We start from the raw sequence: 16,586 nt of genomic DNA, 5'->3' as shown, positions 1-16,586 counted from the left end.
GGCGGGGGACCGCCACCTCAACTTCCACGAGACCCGGGACAACCTCCAACATCCTCGTGGCGCTGGACCGCACCCGATTCGGATGGTCCTGGCGCTACGTCCTCTGGCCTTTCGGAGTATGGCGGGCCGAACGGGAGCTGCGCCGGCAGGCGGAGGAGATCCTGGTCCAGTACGGCCTCGCTGACGTCGCCGCCGCCATCCCCGGCGAGCTCCCCTACGGCACCCAGCGGCGCGTGGAGATCGCCCGAGCGATGGCATCCTCGCCGCGGCTGCTCCTGCTCGACGAGCCGGCGGCGGGGCTGAACCAGCAGGAGACCAGCCAGTTGGCCAGCATTGTGCGGGACGTGCGCGACCGCGGCACCACGGTCGTCCTCATCGAGCACAACATGGCCCTGGTGATGTCGCTGTGTGACCGGGTCACCGTGCTGGCCGGTGGTGTCGTCATCGCCGACGACGTGCCGGCCGTGGTGGCGAACGACCCGGAAGTCATCCGGGCCTACCTCGGCGGCACCGGGGAGCCCGACGACGAGCTCCAGCCGACGACAACGGACACGGAGGCAGGGCGATGAGGAAAGCGGCACAGCAGGAGCAGGCGGCCGATCGGCTGACGGGGACGCCGGAGACGCTGCACGTGGAGGGGCTGCAGGTCCACTACGGCGGCGTGCAGGCGGTGCACGGAACGACGTTCGACGTGGCGCCCGGGGAGGCAGTCGGCATCATCGGCGCCAACGGCGCAGGCAAGACCTCGACGCTGAAGGCGGTCCTGGGTCTTGTGGCGCGGCAGGGCACGTCGATGCGTTACGGCGGCACGGACCTGCTGCGCACGCCGGCCAGCCGGATGGTCCGGCTGGGCATCGGCTACGTGCCCGAGGGCAGGCATGTGTTCCCTGGCCTGTCGGTGGAGAAGAACCTGTTCCTGGGCGCCTACGTCCGCAAGTGGGACGCCGCGATCAAGGAACAGGCGGCGGAGGTCTACGAACTCTTTCCTGTGCTGGGTGAGATGCGGTCCCGGCTGGCCGGTGCACTGTCGGGCGGCCAGCAGCAGATGCTCGCGATGGGCCGGGCGTTGATGTCGCGCCCCAGCCTCATGGTCTGTGACGAGCCGTCGATGGGACTGTCGCCGATCCTGGTCGAGGACATCCTGTCGGTGCTGCAGCGCCTGCACTCCACCGGTTTGAGCATCCTGTTGGTCGAGCAGAACGCCCGGCTGTGCTTCGAGGCGGTCGACCGTTGCCTGGTCATGGAGCACGGACAGGTGGTCAAGACCGGGCAGGTCGAGGAGCTGCGCACGGACCCCGACGTCAGGCGCATTTACCTGGGCATCTGAGCCGGACGCCGATCGCGCTCCCGGCCCGGATGCGACGCCGGCCCGGGCCCGCAGACGAGAGAACAGGAGGTGGGTTGAGTGAACCGCATGGCCGTCCACCAGTCCGTCGTCCATCCGCTGGACCCCGTGGACCTGGTCGAGCTCCTCCCCTCCACCGGCTGGGACTCCATCGGACTGCACGTCGGGGCCGTGGAGGAGGTTGAGCAGTGGTGGTCCGGCGGGGCGGGTGAGCGCCACCTGGCCCGGCTGATCGACCTCCTCCTCGAGACCCGGGTGAGCGTGCTGGACGTCGGGCGCGTGCAGCTCGACGGCCCGCTGCCCCGCGACGACGTGCACGCCTTCCACGGGCGGGTCCTGGACCTCGGGGCGCGGTTCGGGGCGCAGTTCGTGACTGCCCGGTTCGGCGCACCCGGTTGGCCTGCCGGTCGCAGCCTTGCTGAGCGGGTCGACGTGTTCGGCCAGCTGGCCGAACAGGCGCGCCCCTTCCGCCTCCGCCCGCTCCTCGCTCCGGTGCCGGTCACCCGGCCGGACCTCGTGGCCGACGCCGTCTCCGTGGTGGCGCCCAGCCGCGGTGGGCTCGTGTTGGACGTGCAGGTCTCGGACACTTCCCCCGCGGAGGTCGAGGCAGCCGTCGACTCGGTCCTGGAGCACCTCGGCTACATCCGGCTGAGTGCACGCCAGGTAGCGGCAAGCGGTGAGCTCGCGGCCGGGCTGCTGGCCACGTTGCCCCCACACGTCCCGGTGGCGATCGGGGGCGACGACTCGCTCGGCCTGGTCGTCGCTGACCACCGACCGCGGCTGGTTGCCCTCCACGAGGTCGTCGACCGGATGCTGGAACATCCGCGGGCGCGCGCACGGCGCCTGAGTGCGACATGACCGCAGTCGGCATCGCACCTTCGGCTCCACAGGGCGCAGCAGACCGGCAGTTGAGCTTCGACAGAAAGCGTGGTGGCCGGCACGTGGCCCTCAGTTCCCCTGGATTCCTGGTCGGCCTGGTCGGCAGCGGCATCGGACCGTCGTTGAGTCCGCCCCTGCATGAGCGGGAGGCCGAAGAGCTGGGCGTCCGCTACCTGTACCGCCGGCTGGACCTGGACCGGCTGCAGATGCCCCCGACGGCCGTCGGCGAGCTGCTGGCCGCGGTACGGCTGGCTGGATACGACGGGCTGAACATCACCCATCCCTGCAAGCAGGTGGTGCTCGAGCACCTCGACGAGTTGTCCCCGGCCGCCGCCGAGCTGGGTGCGGTCAACACGGTCGTGCTGCGGGGCGGACGCGCGATTGGGCACAACACCGACTGGTCCGGCTTCGCGCACGCCTTCGACCGCGGCCTTCCCGACGTGGCCCGCGACCGCGTCGTCCTGCTCGGTGCCGGCGGTGCCGGATCGGCGGTCGCGCACGCCCTGCTGACCTGCGGAGTCGGGCACCTGACGGTGCTGGACGTCAACGCTCAGCGAGCGGGGGCCGTGGCAGCGGCGGTGTCCAGCAGATTCGGTGCCGGGCGCGCCAGCGGTGGTGACCTGACCGGGCTCCCGCAGGCGATGGCGAGCGCGGACGGGCTGGTCCACGCCACACCCACTGGAATGGCGGCGCATCCCGGTCTGCCTCTGCCGGCGGAGCTGCTGCAGCCGCGGATGTGGGTAGCCGACGTCGTCTACCGGCCTCTGCAGACCCAGCTCGTCCGCACGGCAGCGGCGCTGGGCTGCCGAGTCCTGGACGGCGGGGGGATGGCGGTCTTCCAGGCGGTGGACTCCTTCCGGCTGTTCACCGGGCTCGAGCCGGACGCGGGGCGGATGCTCGCTCACTTCGCTGAGCTGGTGGAGCGGTCAGCGGGCGACGTCAGTGTCGACTGACTTGCCTTCCCGCCGCCGGGCAATGGCCACGGTATGCCTGTCCGGCACGCTGGAGGACAAGCTCACCGCGGCGGCGCGGGCAGGCTTTGACGGTGTCGAGCTGTTCGAGCCCGACCTGATCGCCTCGCCGTGGTCGCCGTCCGAAGTGGCCGCGCGGTGCGCCGACCTGGGTCTGACGATCGATCTCTACCAGCCCTTCCGCGACCTGGACTCGACAGACCCCGGGCGTTTCGCGCGCAACCTGCGGCGGGCCGAGCGCAAGTTCGACGTCATGGAGCAGTTGGGCACTCCGACGGTGCTGGTGTGTTCCTCGGTCGCGAGCGACGCCGTTGCCGACCTCGACCAACTCGCCGAGCAGTTGGCGACGACCGCAACGCGGGCCGGCGAACGCGGGCTGCGGATCGCCTACGAAGCCCTCGCCTGGGGCACCTACGTGTCGGAGTGGGACCGCTCGTGGGAGGTCGTGCGGCGGGCGGGAGCGCCGGAGCTGGGGCTGTGCCTGGACAGCTTCCACGTTCTCTCCCGCAATGGGGACCCTGCCGGGTTCGCGGCCGTGCCCAGTGCGAGTCTGTTCTTCCTGCAGCTGGCCGACGCCCCGCACCTGCGCATGGACGTGCTGCAGTGGAGCCGGCACCACCGGCTGTTTCCCGGTCAGGGCGCCTTCGATCTGCCGCACTTCCTGGGCTGTGCGCTGTCGGCCGGCTACACCGGCCCGCTGTCCCTCGAAGTGTTCAATGACGTGTACCGGCAGGCCGACCCGGCCCGGGCGGCGATCGACGCCATGCGCTCGCTGCGTTGGCTGGAGGAAGCGGCGGCGGCCCGGGGATGCCCGACCGGAGCGGGCCTGCCGCCCTCCGCCCCGGAGCTGACCGGCCACTCCTTCACCGAGCTGGCCGTCGACCGCGTCTCCGGCCCGCAGGTCGCCGCGGTTCTCGACGCCCTGGGTTTCACCCACACGGGCGCGCATCGGTCCAAGCCCGTGCAGTTGTGGGCTCAAGGGCAGGTACGCCTTCTGCTCAATGCCTCCGCCGAGCCGGCGACGGACGTCGGTGTCGCCTCCATCGCCGCGCTCGGGCTGGAGAGCACGGACCCGGGGCGGTCGGCCGAGCGCGCGGAGGCGTTGCTGGCGCCGGTGCTGCCCCGTAGCCCCGGGATCAGCGAGGCTGAGTTGTCGGCCATCGCCGCGCCCGACGGCACCCAGATCTTTTTTACCCGCACCAGCGTGGACGGCTGGCTCGCGGACTTCTTGCCCACCGGCGCGGAGGAGGGGCCAGGGGCGGGGCTGAACGGTGTCGACCATGTGGGGCTGAGCCAGCCCTTCGACTGGTTCGACGAAGCGGGTCTGTTCTATCGGGTCGTGCTGGGGCTGGAACCGCAAGCGGTCGACGAGTTCGCCGCCCCGTTCGGGCTTGTCCGCAGTCGTGCGGTCACCCGCCCCGATCACGCGGTGCGGCTGGCCCTCAGTGCAGCCGTGCTGCGCCGGGGGCCCTGGGCGCCCGGCGTGCCCGACCCGCAGTACGTCGCCTTCACCACCCGGGACATCGTCGAGACCGCGCGGGCGTTGCGTGCCAGCGGCGCCCCCCTCCTGGCCGTGCCGGCCAACTACGCCGACGACATCGAGGCGCGGGTCGATCTCGGTGCCGAGCTGAGCGTCGCCGTCCGCGAACACGGCCTGATGTATGACGAGGACGCCCACGGCAGCTACCTGCACCTGGCGACGGCCGTGCTCGGTGGCCGGGTCTTCTTCGAGGTCGTGCAGCGATTCGGTGGATACGACGGTCATGGAGCAGCGAACGCCCCGGTCCGCATGGCGGCGCACCGCCGGGCGCGGCTTGCGGCGGGGAGTGCCCCGCGCGGGTAGCGCGGTGACGGTGCCGTCGGGACCCGCGCCCGCCACCGGGGGAGCGGCCGACCTCCGCCAGTGGTGGCGTCAGCACAGCATCCGGTCGGGCGATCCCGTCTCCAGCTGCGGTACTACGAGGATCTTGGCTCGGGGCGAGTAAGTATGACGGCTCTTCGAACTTGAGGGGGAAGTGACCTTCAGCAGGCGGTGGCCCGGCGGTGTCCCCGGGCGCGGGCGAACCGTACCCGGCGGCGCTGGTTGTCGAGGTTGCGGAAGCCGTAGGCGGTGCGCGCGGCGGTCTTCACGGTGCGGTTCATGCTCTCGGTTCCGGCGTTGGTGATGCCGGTCTGCAGGAAGCCGAGGACTTCGGGCCACCAGGCCTCGATCGTGCCGGCCAGGCGTTCGAGTTCGGGCAGGCGGGAGTCGGCGCACCAGACGTTGAACCGGTGCAGCCCTCGGGAGACTTCGTGTCGATGTCCGCCGGTGCGGCGAGTGGCCAGCAGCGCCCGGAGTTCTTCCTTGGCGATCCAGGCGGTGAGGATCTGGCTGCTGGGGTCGCCGTCGACCAGGCCGTTCCACATCTTGGCGAACTGCTCGGGTCGCAGCCGTTCACGGGCCGCGGAGCAGCCGCCGGCGAGCCGCCCACGCCGGGTCGTGCTTGCGTCCGCGGCGGCCGTGGGTGTCCCAGGTGACCCGTCGACGCACGTCGGTGAGTGCCTGGTTGGCCAGCCGCACGAGGTGGAAGTGATCGGCGACGATGAGCGCGTGCGGCAGCGCCTCGCGCACCGCGGCCCGATAGCTGGCACAGGGGTCCATCGCCACCACGGCCACGGCGTCCTTCCACTCCTGCCCGAGGGTGTCCAGCCAGTCGGTGACGGCGGCCTTGCTGCGTCCGGCGGTCTGCCGAGCAGTCCCTGCTCGCCGGCCAGGTCGACGAAGTTGTCTCGAACCGCTCCGACACCGTCCACTTGCCGGTGACGCTGTCCTGGGTCCAGACCGGGCGGCCCCGGCGCGTCTCATCGATGCCGAGCACCCGCACGGGGCCGGGTTCAGCCAGCAGCGCCTCGGCGTGGGCGATGAACATGTCATGCACGGTCGGCCAGCTCAGCCGTGGGCGCGGACCGCGGCGCTCACCGAGACGCCGGCGGCGACCGCTGCCCCGGCCGCCCGACGCGGACCGACCCACATCGGGCGGTTGAGCACTACGCCGCGATCTCCCGCGACCTCATATCCCGAGTCGGGCCGCTCGCAGCGGCGCTACTGTCCGCGGCACGGAGCGCGGATCCCGAGTTGGCCGAGCTCGCCGCCACCATCAGCCGCGAACGACTCTTCGGCGCGACAACGTTCACCGACCACCTCGCCTGACTGGGTGCGCTCACACCCCGGCTGACCCGGGAGCACGCACACGACGTGGTCTGGACCCTCATCTCACCCGAGGTGTACCGACTGCTCGTTCTCGAACGCGGGTGGAGCGCGCGCATGTACGAGCAATGGCTCGACGACAGCATCAGTGCCGCCCTGCTGGGACGCCGCCCTTGACCCTGCGCTGGCCGTCCGGGGCCCCCACCCTTGTCCGCGCGTCCAAACGAGGTGAAGCTGTCCCTGAATGGGCCGCTCACGGACACCTGCAGAGCAACACGCGACGAGCTACACCACCCCACGGGACGCGATCGGCTCGGGCGTCGGAAATCGTTATCCTCGTCTCGCCACCTAGCGGACCGTTAGGAGTGGTGATGAACGCTTCCCGCCCTGGCGTACGCGTGGAGCTGCTCGGGACCTTCCGGGTCGTCGTCGGCCAGGAGGTCCCCAGCTGCGCGTGGCCCGGCCGCCGGTCCGCCGAGCTTGTCCAGCTTCTCGCCCTGGCCGACGGCCACCGGCTCCTGAAGGATCAGGTCGTCGACGCCCTCTGGCCGCACCTCGGGCCTGAGGCGGGTGGCGCGAACCTGCGCAAGGCCGCTCATCACGCTCGCCGAGCACTGGGTCATGGGGACGCCGTGGTCCTCAGCGGCGGCCGGGTCGCACTCTTCCCGACGCTGCAGGTCCAAACCGACGTCGCCCGCTTCGAGCGCAAAGCCGACGCTGCACTGCGCTCACGGGACGGTGTTGCCTGTGCCGTGGCGGCCGCAGAGTACAGCGGCGACCTGCTTCCTGATTCCCTCTACGAGGAGTGGACGCAGGCCCGGCGGGGGCAGCTGAGGTCGCTTTACGTCGAGCTGCTGCGGATGGCCGGACAGTGGGATCGGCTCGTCGAGGTTGAGCCGTCCGACGAGCGGGCTTACCGGGAGCTCATCCGGGCCGCGCTCGCCGACGGCAACCGACATGCCGCGATCAGGTGGTACGGGCGGCTCCGGACCAACCTGCAACGCGAGCTCGGCCTTCCACCGGGTCCGGAGAGCCAGACGTTGTACCAGCGCTGCGTGGCCGGGCTCAGGCGCGGTGCGACGACCTTCGTGGGGCGCCAGGTGGAGCTGGCCCGGGCCACCGTCGCCCTCGAGGCCGCGGGACGGGGTGGGCTGGGTGCGCTGGTCGTGCGTGGACCGGCTGGTATCGGCAAGTCCGCGTTGTGCGGGCAGATCGCTTCCTCGGCCGGTACGGGAGGGTGGCTAGTGGTTCCGGTCGTGGCTAGCCTGGCCAGCGGGCCCTATGCAGCTCTCGCGAACGCCGTCGATCAGCTTGTGAGCCGCGACCGCACACTGCTCGATGCCGTCGGCGAGAGAACGCGTTCGACACTGGGTGAGCTGACCCCGCTGGCCGGGCCCGGCCAGCCGCCGCGGGGCGGGCTTACCCGGCACATGGTGATCGGCGCCTTCCGCCGGCTGGTCACGGCGTGCAGCAACGTCGTCGGGGTCATGCTCCTCATTGATGACGCGCACCTCGCGGACGACGCGACAGCGGAGGCGTGCGCGCACCTCGCCCACGCCGGCGGTGGATTGCCGCTCGTCGTCGTCCTCGCCTACCGTCCCGAGCTCGCCCGGCCGACCCTGGCTAAGGGCGTCGCCGGCTTGACCCGGACCGGACGGTCACTGGAGATCGACCTGGGGCCACTGGATCGTCATGAGGTGGTCGCGCTGGTGGAGGCAGCAGCATCGAAGAAGCCGAATACCGGCTCCATAGCCCGGATCGCGGCGATGGCAGAGGGCAACCCGTTCTTCACCCTCGAGTTGGCCCGCGGCATCTCCGCCGATCAGCCTCTGACGATTGGGCCGTCGGTCTGGGGTGCGGTCACCGCGCGGTTCCTCGACGTCGACGACACCACCACCGAAACCCTGCGCCGGCTCGCGGTGGCCGGCGACGACCTGGACCCGGCCGATGCGTCGGCGCTGACCGGGCTGCCCGAGCCCGACGCGTTCGCACTGCTCGACGCTGCACTACAAGCCGGGACCTTGGTCGTCTCCCGGGCCCGCTACCGCTTCCGACACGAGCTGGTCCGCCAGGCCCTCATCGAGCAGGTCCCACCGCACCGCCGGATCGTCATCCACCGCGACACCGCTCGCCGCTTGACGGACGCGGGGGCCGCACCCGCCCTGATCGCCCACCACTGGTTGGAGGGCCGCCGCCCGGACGAAGCCTCGGGCTGGCTCCTGGCCGCGGCCCGGCAGGCGGTCAAGCTCGGTGCGTTCACCGACGCGCTGAGTGAGCTGGACCGCCTCCTGGCCCACGCACCTGACCACGGGGAAGCACTCTGCCTCCGGGCCGAGGCGCTCGACGCGCTCGGAGACCTCGGCGCCCCGGCGGCCTACGCTGCCGCGGCGCGCGCCGTCGGGGAACCGGCCGCACACGAGCTCCTGGCGAAGCAGGCACTGGCCCAGATCAAGCTCGGTGATCCCCCCGGAGCCCTTCAGACCCTGGCAACAGCCCACCCGGTAACCGTTGAAGGGCGACTCGCCCAAGCGCTCACACTCAGTGGCGCCGCCGCCCTGGGGTTCGCCGATCCGGAGCTGGGCACGCGAAAGGCCGCCGAGAGCCGCCGTTTGGCCCTGCAGTCGGGCGACACTTCGGCCCTGGTGGTGGCGTCGTGGGCGCAGGCGGCCGCCGCGCACGCCCGCGGGGACCTGCGCGGCAGCGTGCAGGCGGACCTCCGCGAGACCCACGCGCTCGACAAGTTGGCGATCAGCGTCTTCGACGGGCAGCTGTGCATCACCCAACGGCTGCTGTACGGAGCGCGGCCCTACCCGGACGTGGTCGCGTTCGCCGACTCGCTCGCTGCTGAGGCCGAGCGCCTCGGCGCCGCCCGCGGGCACGCCTTCGCCTTGACCTTGCGGGGAGAGGCGAGGCTGCTGTCGGGCCGGCTCGACCAGGCCGACGCGGATCTCCGTACCGCTGCCCGGCTCAACCGCGCCATCGGCGCCGCCGTGGGCGAGGCCCTGGCACTGCAGCGGCGGGCCGAGGTCGCGCTGTACAGAGGCCGCACAGCAGACGCCGTCGCGCTCATCGACGAGGCGCTCGCCGTAGCCCGCGAGTCCGACGTCGGCTTTCACCTGTTCGACCGCATCTACGGAACGAGAATCACCGCTGCCACAGACCCCTCCTCCGCCCTGGTGGCGCTGGAGGAGGCCGAGTCGGCGGTCCGCGGCCCCCGGGAGACCTGCCCCGGCTGCCGGATCACCTTCGTCGTGCCGGCGGCGATCGCGGCGGCCCGGGGTGGCCATCTCGACCGCGCCAGGCAGCACGCGGAGACTGCGGAGTTCCTGGCCACCGTGGTGATGCGCCTACCCGCCTGGAACGCCGCGATCGAGGAGGTCAAGGGTCACCTCGCCCTCGCGACCGGGGACGTCGGCGGCGCCGACGCGCATTTCCGCACCGCCGCCGACGGATTCAGGGAGTGCGGCCAACCCCTCGACGAGGCGCGTTGCCTGGCGCCTCTAGGTTGCTCGGCTCCGCCCATGCGCGGACCGATCGCGGGGAACGTTTCAGGAACGCCCGGCTGAGACCTTCGGGTGGCATCCAGCAACTCCACTGGACAGTCCCGAAGGAGCAACCATCATGTCTACGCAAACCGACGTGAACACCCTTCTGCAGGGGACCGCGGCTGCAATCGCGGCCGACCCAAGCATCGCCGCCGTCAACGTCACCGCCGACTGCGCCCTGATCGGTGTCCACGAGGTCGACGTCCAGCTGAACGATCAGGTGGTCAAGTCCGACCAACCGCCCGTGCTCGGAGGCACCGGCCTCGGCCCCAACCCCGTGCAGATCGCCCTTGCCGCACTTGGCGCCTGCCAGGCCCAGACCTACCGGTTCTGGTCGGAGAAGCTCGGCATCCGGATCGACGACGTCACGGTCGACATCCAGGGCGCCCTCGACATCCAGGGAATCTTCGGCCTCCGGGACGGAGTGCGACCCGGGTTCAGCGACGTCCGTGTGACCGTGGGGCTCAGTGGACCCGAGCCGCGCGAGCGGTACGAGGATCTCAAGCGAGCTGTCGACGCCCACTGCCCCGTTCTCGACGTGTTCACCAATCCGGTCACTGTCACGACCGCCCTGTCCGTGCGCTGACTTCGGCCAGCCAGAGCCCGCCAAGGACCGCTACCGCGGCAACGCGCCGATGATGCTCGCCGAACTCGGCGGCCCGCCCTACCTACTCGCCGTCGAGGAGGCGGCGCCCATCAACCTGCCGTGCCTCGTGATCGCCGGCGACAAGAGTCACCCGGCGCTGCGCGCCATCGCCGCGACGCTGGTCCGGGCCTACCCGACGCTCGCTCCATCGAGTTGGCGGGCTCGGGGCATGTGACCTACGCCGAGCGACCCGATGAATTCGCCCGGGCGGTGGCCGCCTTCGCCACCGAGGTGGCCGGCCGGCAGCGCAGCGGACTGGCCCCCTGTCGACGCGAGAAAGCTGGAGGCCGGGCAGCCGCGCGACGCCTGCCCGCGCGCTAACTGGGTCGTGGATTCGCGGCGGAGGCTGGCGCGGCCGTGGATGTCGCCAGCCATCTCGAGGGGGCGCCAGCTCACTGCGCCGGGATCGCTGGGTCGGGTTCTAGAGGGGCCGCAAGCGCGCCCGTGACGTGACGCTCTCGGAAAGGGGCGAGTCGACGATCAAACGATCAAACGATCTCTTGACAAACGAGCTAGGTGGCGGGACGGTCTGGCCATGAGCCGACGTGCCGCCAAAGACTCGCTCTATGACGCCTTCGCCGAGACGGCTCGGGCGTTGGCGAGTGGCCGTCGCGCCGAGATCGTGGACGTTCTTGCCCAGGGTGAGCGATCGGTCGACGAGGTCGCCGGTGAGGTGGCGCAGAGCGTGGCCAATACATCGCACCACCTGCGGACGCTGGCCCGCGCCGGTCTGGTGTCCACCCGGCGGGAGGGCGCGCGGATCTATTACCGGCTCTCGAGTGACCGGGTGGCGGAGCTGTGGGCGGCACTCCGGGGCGTCGCTGTCGAACATGTCGCCGGTTTCGACGACGTGGCCGCGGCCTACGTGGGTGATCGGAGCGAACTCAGGAGCGTCGACCGGGCGGAGCTGGCGGCGCTCGTCGCGACTGGCCAAGCGATCGTCATCGACGTCCGACCGGCTCCGGAGTTCGCGGCCGGCCACATTCCGGGCGCGTGGTCGATCCTGCCCGGCGAGGTGGAGCGCCGCCTCAGCGAACTGCCGAAGGACACCGAGGTCGTGGCGTACTGCCGGGGGCCGTACTGCGTTTACGCCGACGATGCCGTCCGCGAACTCGACCGCCACGGTTACCGCGCGCGGCGACTGGAGGACGGGTTCCCCGAATGGAAGCGTGCCGGTCTGCCGGTGGTGGCCGGGGAGAGGGGCTGACCATGGCGAGCACCCCAGATCTGCTGGTGGATCCGGTGGCACTCCGCGAGCAGGTGAAGCACAAGTACCGAGAGGTCGCGGTAGATCCCGCGCGGACTTTCCACTTCCACACCGGACGGGGATTGGCGCGGCGGCTCGGGTACGAGGACGACGCCGTGGCCGCTCTCCCGGATCGCGCCGTCGAATCGTTCGCCGGGGTGGCCAATCCCTTCGCGCTGCGTCGGCTCGCTCCGGGTGAGCGCGTGGTCGATGTCGGCTCGGGCGCCGGGTTCGACTCCTTCCTCGCCGCCCGGCAGGTGGGGCCCGCCGGCCAGGTCGTCGGCGTGGACATGACCACGGAGATGCTGGAGAAGTCAACGGCGACCGCCGCCGAGCTGGGGTTCGACCAGGTCGAGTTCCGCAGTGGCCTCGCCGAGTCACTGCCCGTGGAGGACTCCTGGGCCGATGTCGTCATCTCCAACGGCGTCATCAACCTGTGCGCCGACAAGCACGCCGTGCTCTCTGAGATCCGCCGGGTGCTCCGGCCAGGCGGCTGGCTGCAGTTCGCCGACATCGCGAACGGCCTCCCGGTGCCGGAGGGCGCGCTACGCGACATCGACCTGTGGACCGGCTAGATAGCCGGCGGGCTGCCCCGTGCGGGCTGGCAGAAGATGCTCACCGAGATCGGCTTCACCGATATCGCCATCGGCGAGCCGGTCGACACTTTCGGCGGCGCCGGCGGTGAGACCAACGCCCGGGCCTATGAGGTCTACGGCTACTCATTCCTGGCACGCAAGCCGCCCGATTCCTAGTAGATCCAACCACCCGAGAAGGAGTCCCACCATGTCCAACAAGGCCGTCATCAGCCTGACCACCGGCCTGGAAGACGCCGAGAAGGTCACCGTCGCGTTCCTGGTTTCCGTCGGCGCAGCCGAATCCGGTCGTCCGACGCTGATGTTCCTGACCAAGGAGGCGGTACGGCTGGCGCTGAATGGAGTCGCGGTGGGGGTTGCTTGCGAGGGCTGCCCGCCGCTGCCTGACCTGCTGCGGCGCTACGCCGAGGCGGGCGGCCGTTTCTATGTCTGTCCGATCTGCTTCGACGCGAAGAAGCTGGACAAGGGCGACCTCGTCTCGAACGCTGAACTCGCCGGCACCGTCCCGATGTGGAAGTGGATCGGCGACGAAGCGGCCACCACATTCAGCTACTGACCAGGTCGGGGCACGAGCCGCGGCCGTCGCCGGTCCGCGAGGAGGGGGTCGTTGTGGTCCATGTCGCTCCGCTGGTCGACAGCGGGCTGGGCAACAGCAGCTACCTCGTCGAGATCGGCGACGGCCGGGCGCTGGTGGTCGACGCCAGCCGGGATCTGCGCGCGGTCGACGCCGCGGCTGAGCGGTGCGGGCTACGTGTGGTGGCCGCGGCCGACACCCATCTGCACGCCGACTTCCTCTCCGGCGCGACCCGGCTCGCCGCCCGCGACGGCGCCGCGATCTACGGGTCGGCGACCGGCGGGCGGGAATTCCCGCACACCGGGCTCGGCGACGGTGACGAGGTCGACCTCGGTGGGCTGACCCTGCGGGCCTGGGCCACCCCCGGCCACACCGGCGAGCACGTCGCCTACCTGCTCCTGGACGGCGACCGGTCGCTGGGGGTGTTCACCGGCGGATCGCTGATCGTCGGCGCCGCGGCCCGCACCGATCTCGTCTCCCCGGACCAGACCGAGCCGCTGGCCCGCGCCCAGTACGCCTCGCTGCAGCGGCCGGCCACTCTGCCCGACGACACCCCGGTGTGGCCGACGCACGGCGCCGGCTCGTTCTGCTCCGCGCCGCCCGGTGCGGAGCGGACCACCACCATCGGCAGGGAGAAGGCGACCAACCCGCTGCTGGCCGCACCCGACGAGGACGCGTTCGTCACCAGGCTGCTCGCCAGCCTGGGCACGTTCCCGCCCTACTTCCTGCGACTGGCCGAGGTCAACCGCCGCGGGCCGGCACTCCCACCGGCCGGCAACGGCCTGGCGCCGCTGACGGTCGAGCAGGTGATGTGGGCCGCGGGCGCCGAGGTCGTCGACGTCCGCCCGCCCGCCGACTACGCCGCCGGGCACGTTCCCGGCTCGCTGGCCAACACCCTGCGGCCGACCTTCGCGACGTGGCTGGGCTGGCTGGTGCCCGACCCGGCCACGCCGCTGGTGTTCGTCCGCAACGACGACCAGGGTCCCGAGGAGATCGTCTGGCAGGCCCGCAAGGTGGGCTACGACAGCCTCGTCGGCGAGCTTGCTGGCGTCGCCTCGTGGGCCGCGGCCGGGCAGCCGGTCGCCACCGTCGCACTGCTGGACGCCGACCAGGTGGACCCGGCCCGGGTCCTCGACGTCCGGCAGGCGAGCGAGTACGCCGGCGGACACCTGCCGGCCGCCCGCAACGTCGAGCTCGGGGCACTGCCCGGCTTCAACCTTCCGGCCGGGCCGGTGGTCACGATGTGCGGGCACGGGGAGCGCGCCACCACCGCGGCCAGCGTGCTCGAGCGCGCCGGGCACTCCGACGTCGCGGTGCTCACCGCCGGCGCCGATGAGTGGGCGCAGACAACCGGCACCGGTCTCGAGGTGAGCGCGTGAGCTCACCGGTTCCCGGCGCCGCTGCCCCGGTGGCGCCGGCGGACGGCGCACCGGTGCGGCTCGGGCTGCGTGCCAACCTCGCCCAGTTCACCCTGCTCGTGGCGGTCAACGCACTCGTCGGTGCGACGCTCGGACAGGAACGGACCGTCGTGCCGCTGCTCGCCGAGCAGACGTTCCGACTGTCCGGCTTCAGCTCCGGGCTGCTGTTCATCGTCGCGTTCGGGCTGGTGAAGGCAGTCACCAACTTCTTCGCCGGCACATGGTCGGACCGGTTCGGCCGGAAGCCGGTGCTGATCGCCGGCTGGCTGATAGCGCTGCCGGTGCCGGCCATGCTCATCTGGGGCCCGAACTGGTGGTGGATCATCGCCGCCAATGTGCTGCTCGGCGTCAACCAGGGACTCACCTGGTCCACCACCGTGATCATGAAGATCGACCTGGTCGGCCCGGCCCGCCGCGGCCTGGCCCTCGGCCTCAACGAGGCCGGTGGGTACGGCGCGGTCGCCGTCGCCGCGCTGGTCACCGGATGGCTGGCCGCCACCTACGGGCTCCGCCCGGCACCCTTCCTGTTCGGTGCCGCCGTGATCGCGCTCGGCCTGGGCCTGTCCGCGCTGGCCGTGCAGGAGACCCGCGACCACGCCCGCCTCGAGGCGGCCCAGCACACCGCCAGGAACGGCCACCTGCACGGCGAGCTGACCACCCGCGAGGTCGTCGTGCTCACCTCCTTCCGGGAGAGGGCGCTGTCGGCGGCCAGCCAGGCCGGACTGGTCAACAACCTCAACGACGGCCTGGCCTGGGGCCTCTTCCCCCTGCTGTTCGTCAGCCACGGGCTGTCGATCAGCCAGGTCGGGGTCCTGGCCGCGCTGTACCCGGCTGTGTGGGGCCTGGGGCAACTGGTCACCGGCGCCGCGTCGGACCGGTTCGGCCGCAAGTGGCTCATCACCACCGGCCTGTGGGTGCAGGCCGCAGCCCTCGGCCTGGTCGCGCTCGGCACCACCTTCAGCACCTGGGCGCTGGCCGCGGTGCTGCTCGGCGCCGGCACCGCGATGGTCTACCCGACCCTTCTGGCCGTCATCGGCGACGTCGCCCACCCGGCCTGGCGGGCCCGCTCCGTAGGTGTGTACCGGCTGTGGCGCGACGCCGGATTCGCCGTCGGCGCACTGCTGGCCGGCCTCGTCGCCGACGTCTACGGCATCGTCACCGCCGTCTGGGTGGTCGCCGCGCTCACCGCCGACTCCGGCGCCGTCGTGGCCATGCGGATGTACGAGACGCACGCGCGCCGCGCGGGCGGGGCCACCGCGGCCGCGACGGTGGGATAGTGCCGCGGTGTCCGGCTGCTGCGACCTCCACGGATGCGACCGGGGTGTTCGGCGACCGCTTCGCGAAGCGGATGGCGACCCGCTACCGCAAGTGCGCGGTTGGGCTGCCCGGACGGCCGACCGGGACAGCGCCCGCGGGTCGGCGGCCATGGTTTCGACGGCGAACCGCAGCGCCGTCGTCGGGTGGGGTCTTCCCCTGCAGCAGGCCGTTGATCAACTCCCGGCGGGTCTCGTTCGCCGCCGCCATCGCCTTATTGTTCTCGATGGTGGCCCGCCGTTCGGCCGCGGCGGCTTCCCGCTCGGCCTCGCTGGGTTCCACACCTGCTGGACAGCCCGGAAAAGTGGTGGCCGCCCGGGGCCGAAGACTGGGACCTGCACCGTCCCCTCCGTCTCCGCATGGTCGGGAGCGGTACGAGTCCCTCTGACGCACGAGATCTTGGTCCGCAGCGAGTCCGCAGATAGTCCGCAGAACGGCCAATCGTCGCAACCACGGGCCAGCGACATCAAACAGTAGAAGGCCAGCCTAGACGCGCTCTCCGTCGACGACCCTCCATCGTCAACGAGGATGTCCCGAGTTCCGTGGAACTTCGGTAGCGGCCCGTTGATCAACTAGGCGGCGTTGCTGACGGGCCCATCATGCGCGGCGGGTACGACAGTTGCAGCGGTGGCCTGCTCGAGGGCGGTGCGTAGCGCCGGCAGGTGCAGGTGGCCGTTGACGCGGCGGAATTGCTTGCCTGCCTCGATCATCCCGGCGGCGCACCAGCGCAGCGCCATCTGCCCGTCGCGCCAGCGCTTGACGTTGGTCGAGTGCTGGCGGCAGATGGAGATCATCGACTCGATCATGTTCGTGGAGCGCATCGATCGGGCCAGTGTGGGCGGTAGGTCCAGGCGCAGCACGGTCAGTG

The 16,586-nt window shown here is 71.3% G+C and carries 16 protein-coding genes and 1 pseudogene; 14 read left to right on the top strand and 3 right to left on the bottom strand.

Annotated elements, in window-relative coordinates:
• The 5 genes from BLW04_RS22455 to BLW04_RS22435 all read left to right on the top strand — a co-directional run.
• On the top strand, positions 1-569 hold a 569-nt coding region (locus tag BLW04_RS22455; protein ID WP_139306967.1), incomplete at its 5' end, for an ABC transporter ATP-binding protein.
• Complete coding sequence (locus BLW04_RS22450; protein ID WP_091547637.1) at positions 566-1,327, top strand: ABC transporter ATP-binding protein; 762 nt, start codon at positions 566-568, stop codon at positions 1,325-1,327. The genes BLW04_RS22455 and BLW04_RS22450, both read left to right, overlap by 4 nt.
• Positions 1,328-1,405: 78 nt before the next feature.
• Entirely contained in the window at positions 1,406-2,203 is a 798-nt protein-coding gene (locus BLW04_RS22445; protein ID WP_091547634.1) for a hypothetical protein, read from the top strand.
• A gap of 50 nt (positions 2,204-2,253) precedes the next feature.
• On the top strand, positions 2,254-3,177 hold the full coding sequence (locus BLW04_RS22440) for a shikimate dehydrogenase (protein WP_254781890.1): 924 nt from the start codon (positions 2,254-2,256) through the stop codon (positions 3,175-3,177).
• A gap of 22 nt (positions 3,178-3,199) precedes the next feature.
• Positions 3,200-5,038, top strand: coding sequence for a bifunctional sugar phosphate isomerase/epimerase/4-hydroxyphenylpyruvate dioxygenase family protein (locus tag BLW04_RS22435; protein WP_091547628.1), 1,839 nt, complete (start codon positions 3,200-3,202; stop codon positions 5,036-5,038).
• Positions 5,039-5,217: 179 nt separating this feature from the next.
• Here the strand turns inward: BLW04_RS22435 and BLW04_RS22430 are convergent, their stop codons facing one another.
• Together BLW04_RS22430 and BLW04_RS22425 are read right to left on the bottom strand one after the other, a co-directional pair.
• Entirely contained in the window at positions 5,218-5,601 is a 384-nt protein-coding gene (locus BLW04_RS22430) for a transposase (RefSeq protein WP_091547626.1), read from the bottom strand.
• Positions 5,602-5,629: 28 nt separating this feature from the next.
• Entirely contained in the window at positions 5,630-6,040 is a 411-nt protein-coding gene (locus BLW04_RS22425) for a transposase (protein WP_175484218.1), read from the bottom strand.
• 713 nt (positions 6,041-6,753) lie between these two features.
• Here BLW04_RS22425 and BLW04_RS22415 point away from each other — a divergent pair.
• The 9 genes from BLW04_RS22415 to BLW04_RS22380 all read left to right on the top strand — a co-directional run bounded on the left by BLW04_RS22415 (position 6,754) and on the right by BLW04_RS22380 (position 15,681).
• Positions 6,754-9,948: an ATP-binding protein gene (locus tag BLW04_RS22415; protein ID WP_091547647.1), complete on the top strand. Its 3,195-nt coding sequence runs from the start codon at positions 6,754-6,756 to the stop codon at positions 9,946-9,948.
• 55 nt (positions 9,949-10,003) lie between these two features.
• Complete coding sequence (locus tag BLW04_RS22410) at positions 10,004-10,513, top strand: OsmC family protein (RefSeq protein WP_091547617.1); 510 nt, start codon at positions 10,004-10,006, stop codon at positions 10,511-10,513.
• Between the two features lie 49 nt (positions 10,514-10,562).
• Positions 10,563-10,748: a hypothetical protein gene (locus BLW04_RS22405; protein WP_091547614.1), complete on the top strand. Its 186-nt coding sequence runs from the start codon at positions 10,563-10,565 to the stop codon at positions 10,746-10,748.
• A gap of 360 nt (positions 10,749-11,108) precedes the next feature.
• The gene (locus BLW04_RS22400) at positions 11,109-11,780 is read left to right on the top strand and encodes an ArsR/SmtB family transcription factor (protein WP_091547611.1); all 672 of its coding nucleotides are present in this window, start codon (positions 11,109-11,111) and stop codon (positions 11,778-11,780) included.
• A gap of 2 nt (positions 11,781-11,782) precedes the next feature.
• Positions 11,783-12,394, top strand: a complete 612-nt coding sequence (locus tag BLW04_RS22395; RefSeq protein ID WP_091547608.1) for a methyltransferase domain-containing protein — start codon at positions 11,783-11,785, stop codon at positions 12,392-12,394.
• A gap of 36 nt (positions 12,395-12,430) precedes the next feature.
• Positions 12,431-12,571, top strand: coding sequence for a hypothetical protein (locus tag BLW04_RS27070; protein WP_175484217.1), 141 nt, complete (start codon positions 12,431-12,433; stop codon positions 12,569-12,571).
• A 31-nt stretch (positions 12,572-12,602) separates the two neighbouring features.
• The gene (locus BLW04_RS22390) at positions 12,603-12,968 is read left to right on the top strand and encodes a DsrE family protein (protein WP_091547605.1); all 366 of its coding nucleotides are present in this window, start codon (positions 12,603-12,605) and stop codon (positions 12,966-12,968) included.
• 53 nt (positions 12,969-13,021) lie between these two features.
• Entirely contained in the window at positions 13,022-14,365 is a 1,344-nt protein-coding gene (locus BLW04_RS22385; RefSeq protein ID WP_217631199.1) for an MBL fold metallo-hydrolase, read from the top strand.
• The gene (locus BLW04_RS22380; RefSeq protein WP_217631198.1) at positions 14,362-15,681 is read left to right on the top strand and encodes an MFS transporter; all 1,320 of its coding nucleotides are present in this window, start codon (positions 14,362-14,364) and stop codon (positions 15,679-15,681) included. Before BLW04_RS22385 ends, BLW04_RS22380 begins: the two co-directional genes overlap by 4 nt.
• Positions 15,682-16,290: 609 nt before the next feature.
• Here the strand turns inward: BLW04_RS22380 and BLW04_RS22370 are convergent.
• Positions 16,291-16,586: pseudogene (locus tag BLW04_RS22370) on the bottom strand (IS256 family transposase); the annotation flags it as partial.

It is taken from the genome of Modestobacter sp. DSM 44400 (genome assembly GCF_900107175.1).
Lineage (GTDB): Bacteria > Actinomycetota > Actinomycetes > Mycobacteriales > Geodermatophilaceae > Modestobacter.
Note: the sequence above shows the minus strand (reverse complement) of the source record. Positions and strands in the feature narration are given on the sequence as shown.

Bases quoted from the DNA above. Each gene is read 5' to 3' on its own strand.
- BLW04_RS22450 (WP_091547637.1), top strand. From the start codon at position 566: ATGAGGAAAGCGGCACAGCAGGAGCAGGCGGCCGATCGGCTGACGGGG.
- BLW04_RS22435 (WP_091547628.1), top strand. From the start codon at position 3,200: ATGGCCACGGTATGCCTGTCCGGCACGCTGGAGGACAAGCTCACCGCG.
- BLW04_RS22430 (WP_091547626.1), bottom strand. From the start codon at position 5,601: ATGTGGAACGGCCTGGTCGACGGCGACCCCAGCAGCCAGATCCTCACC.
- BLW04_RS22425 (WP_175484218.1), bottom strand. From the start codon at position 6,040: ATGAGACGCGCCGGGGCCGCCCGGTCTGGACCCAGGACAGCGTCACCG.
- BLW04_RS22415 (WP_091547647.1), top strand. From the start codon at position 6,754: ATGAACGCTTCCCGCCCTGGCGTACGCGTGGAGCTGCTCGGGACCTTC.
- BLW04_RS22410 (WP_091547617.1), top strand. From the start codon at position 10,004: ATGTCTACGCAAACCGACGTGAACACCCTTCTGCAGGGGACCGCGGCT.
- BLW04_RS22405 (WP_091547614.1), top strand. From the start codon at position 10,563: ATGATGCTCGCCGAACTCGGCGGCCCGCCCTACCTACTCGCCGTCGAG.
- BLW04_RS22400 (WP_091547611.1), top strand. From the start codon at position 11,109: ATGAGCCGACGTGCCGCCAAAGACTCGCTCTATGACGCCTTCGCCGAG.
- BLW04_RS22395 (WP_091547608.1), top strand. From the start codon at position 11,783: ATGGCGAGCACCCCAGATCTGCTGGTGGATCCGGTGGCACTCCGCGAG.
- BLW04_RS27070 (WP_175484217.1), top strand. From the start codon at position 12,431: ATGCTCACCGAGATCGGCTTCACCGATATCGCCATCGGCGAGCCGGTC.
- BLW04_RS22390 (WP_091547605.1), top strand. From the start codon at position 12,603: ATGTCCAACAAGGCCGTCATCAGCCTGACCACCGGCCTGGAAGACGCC.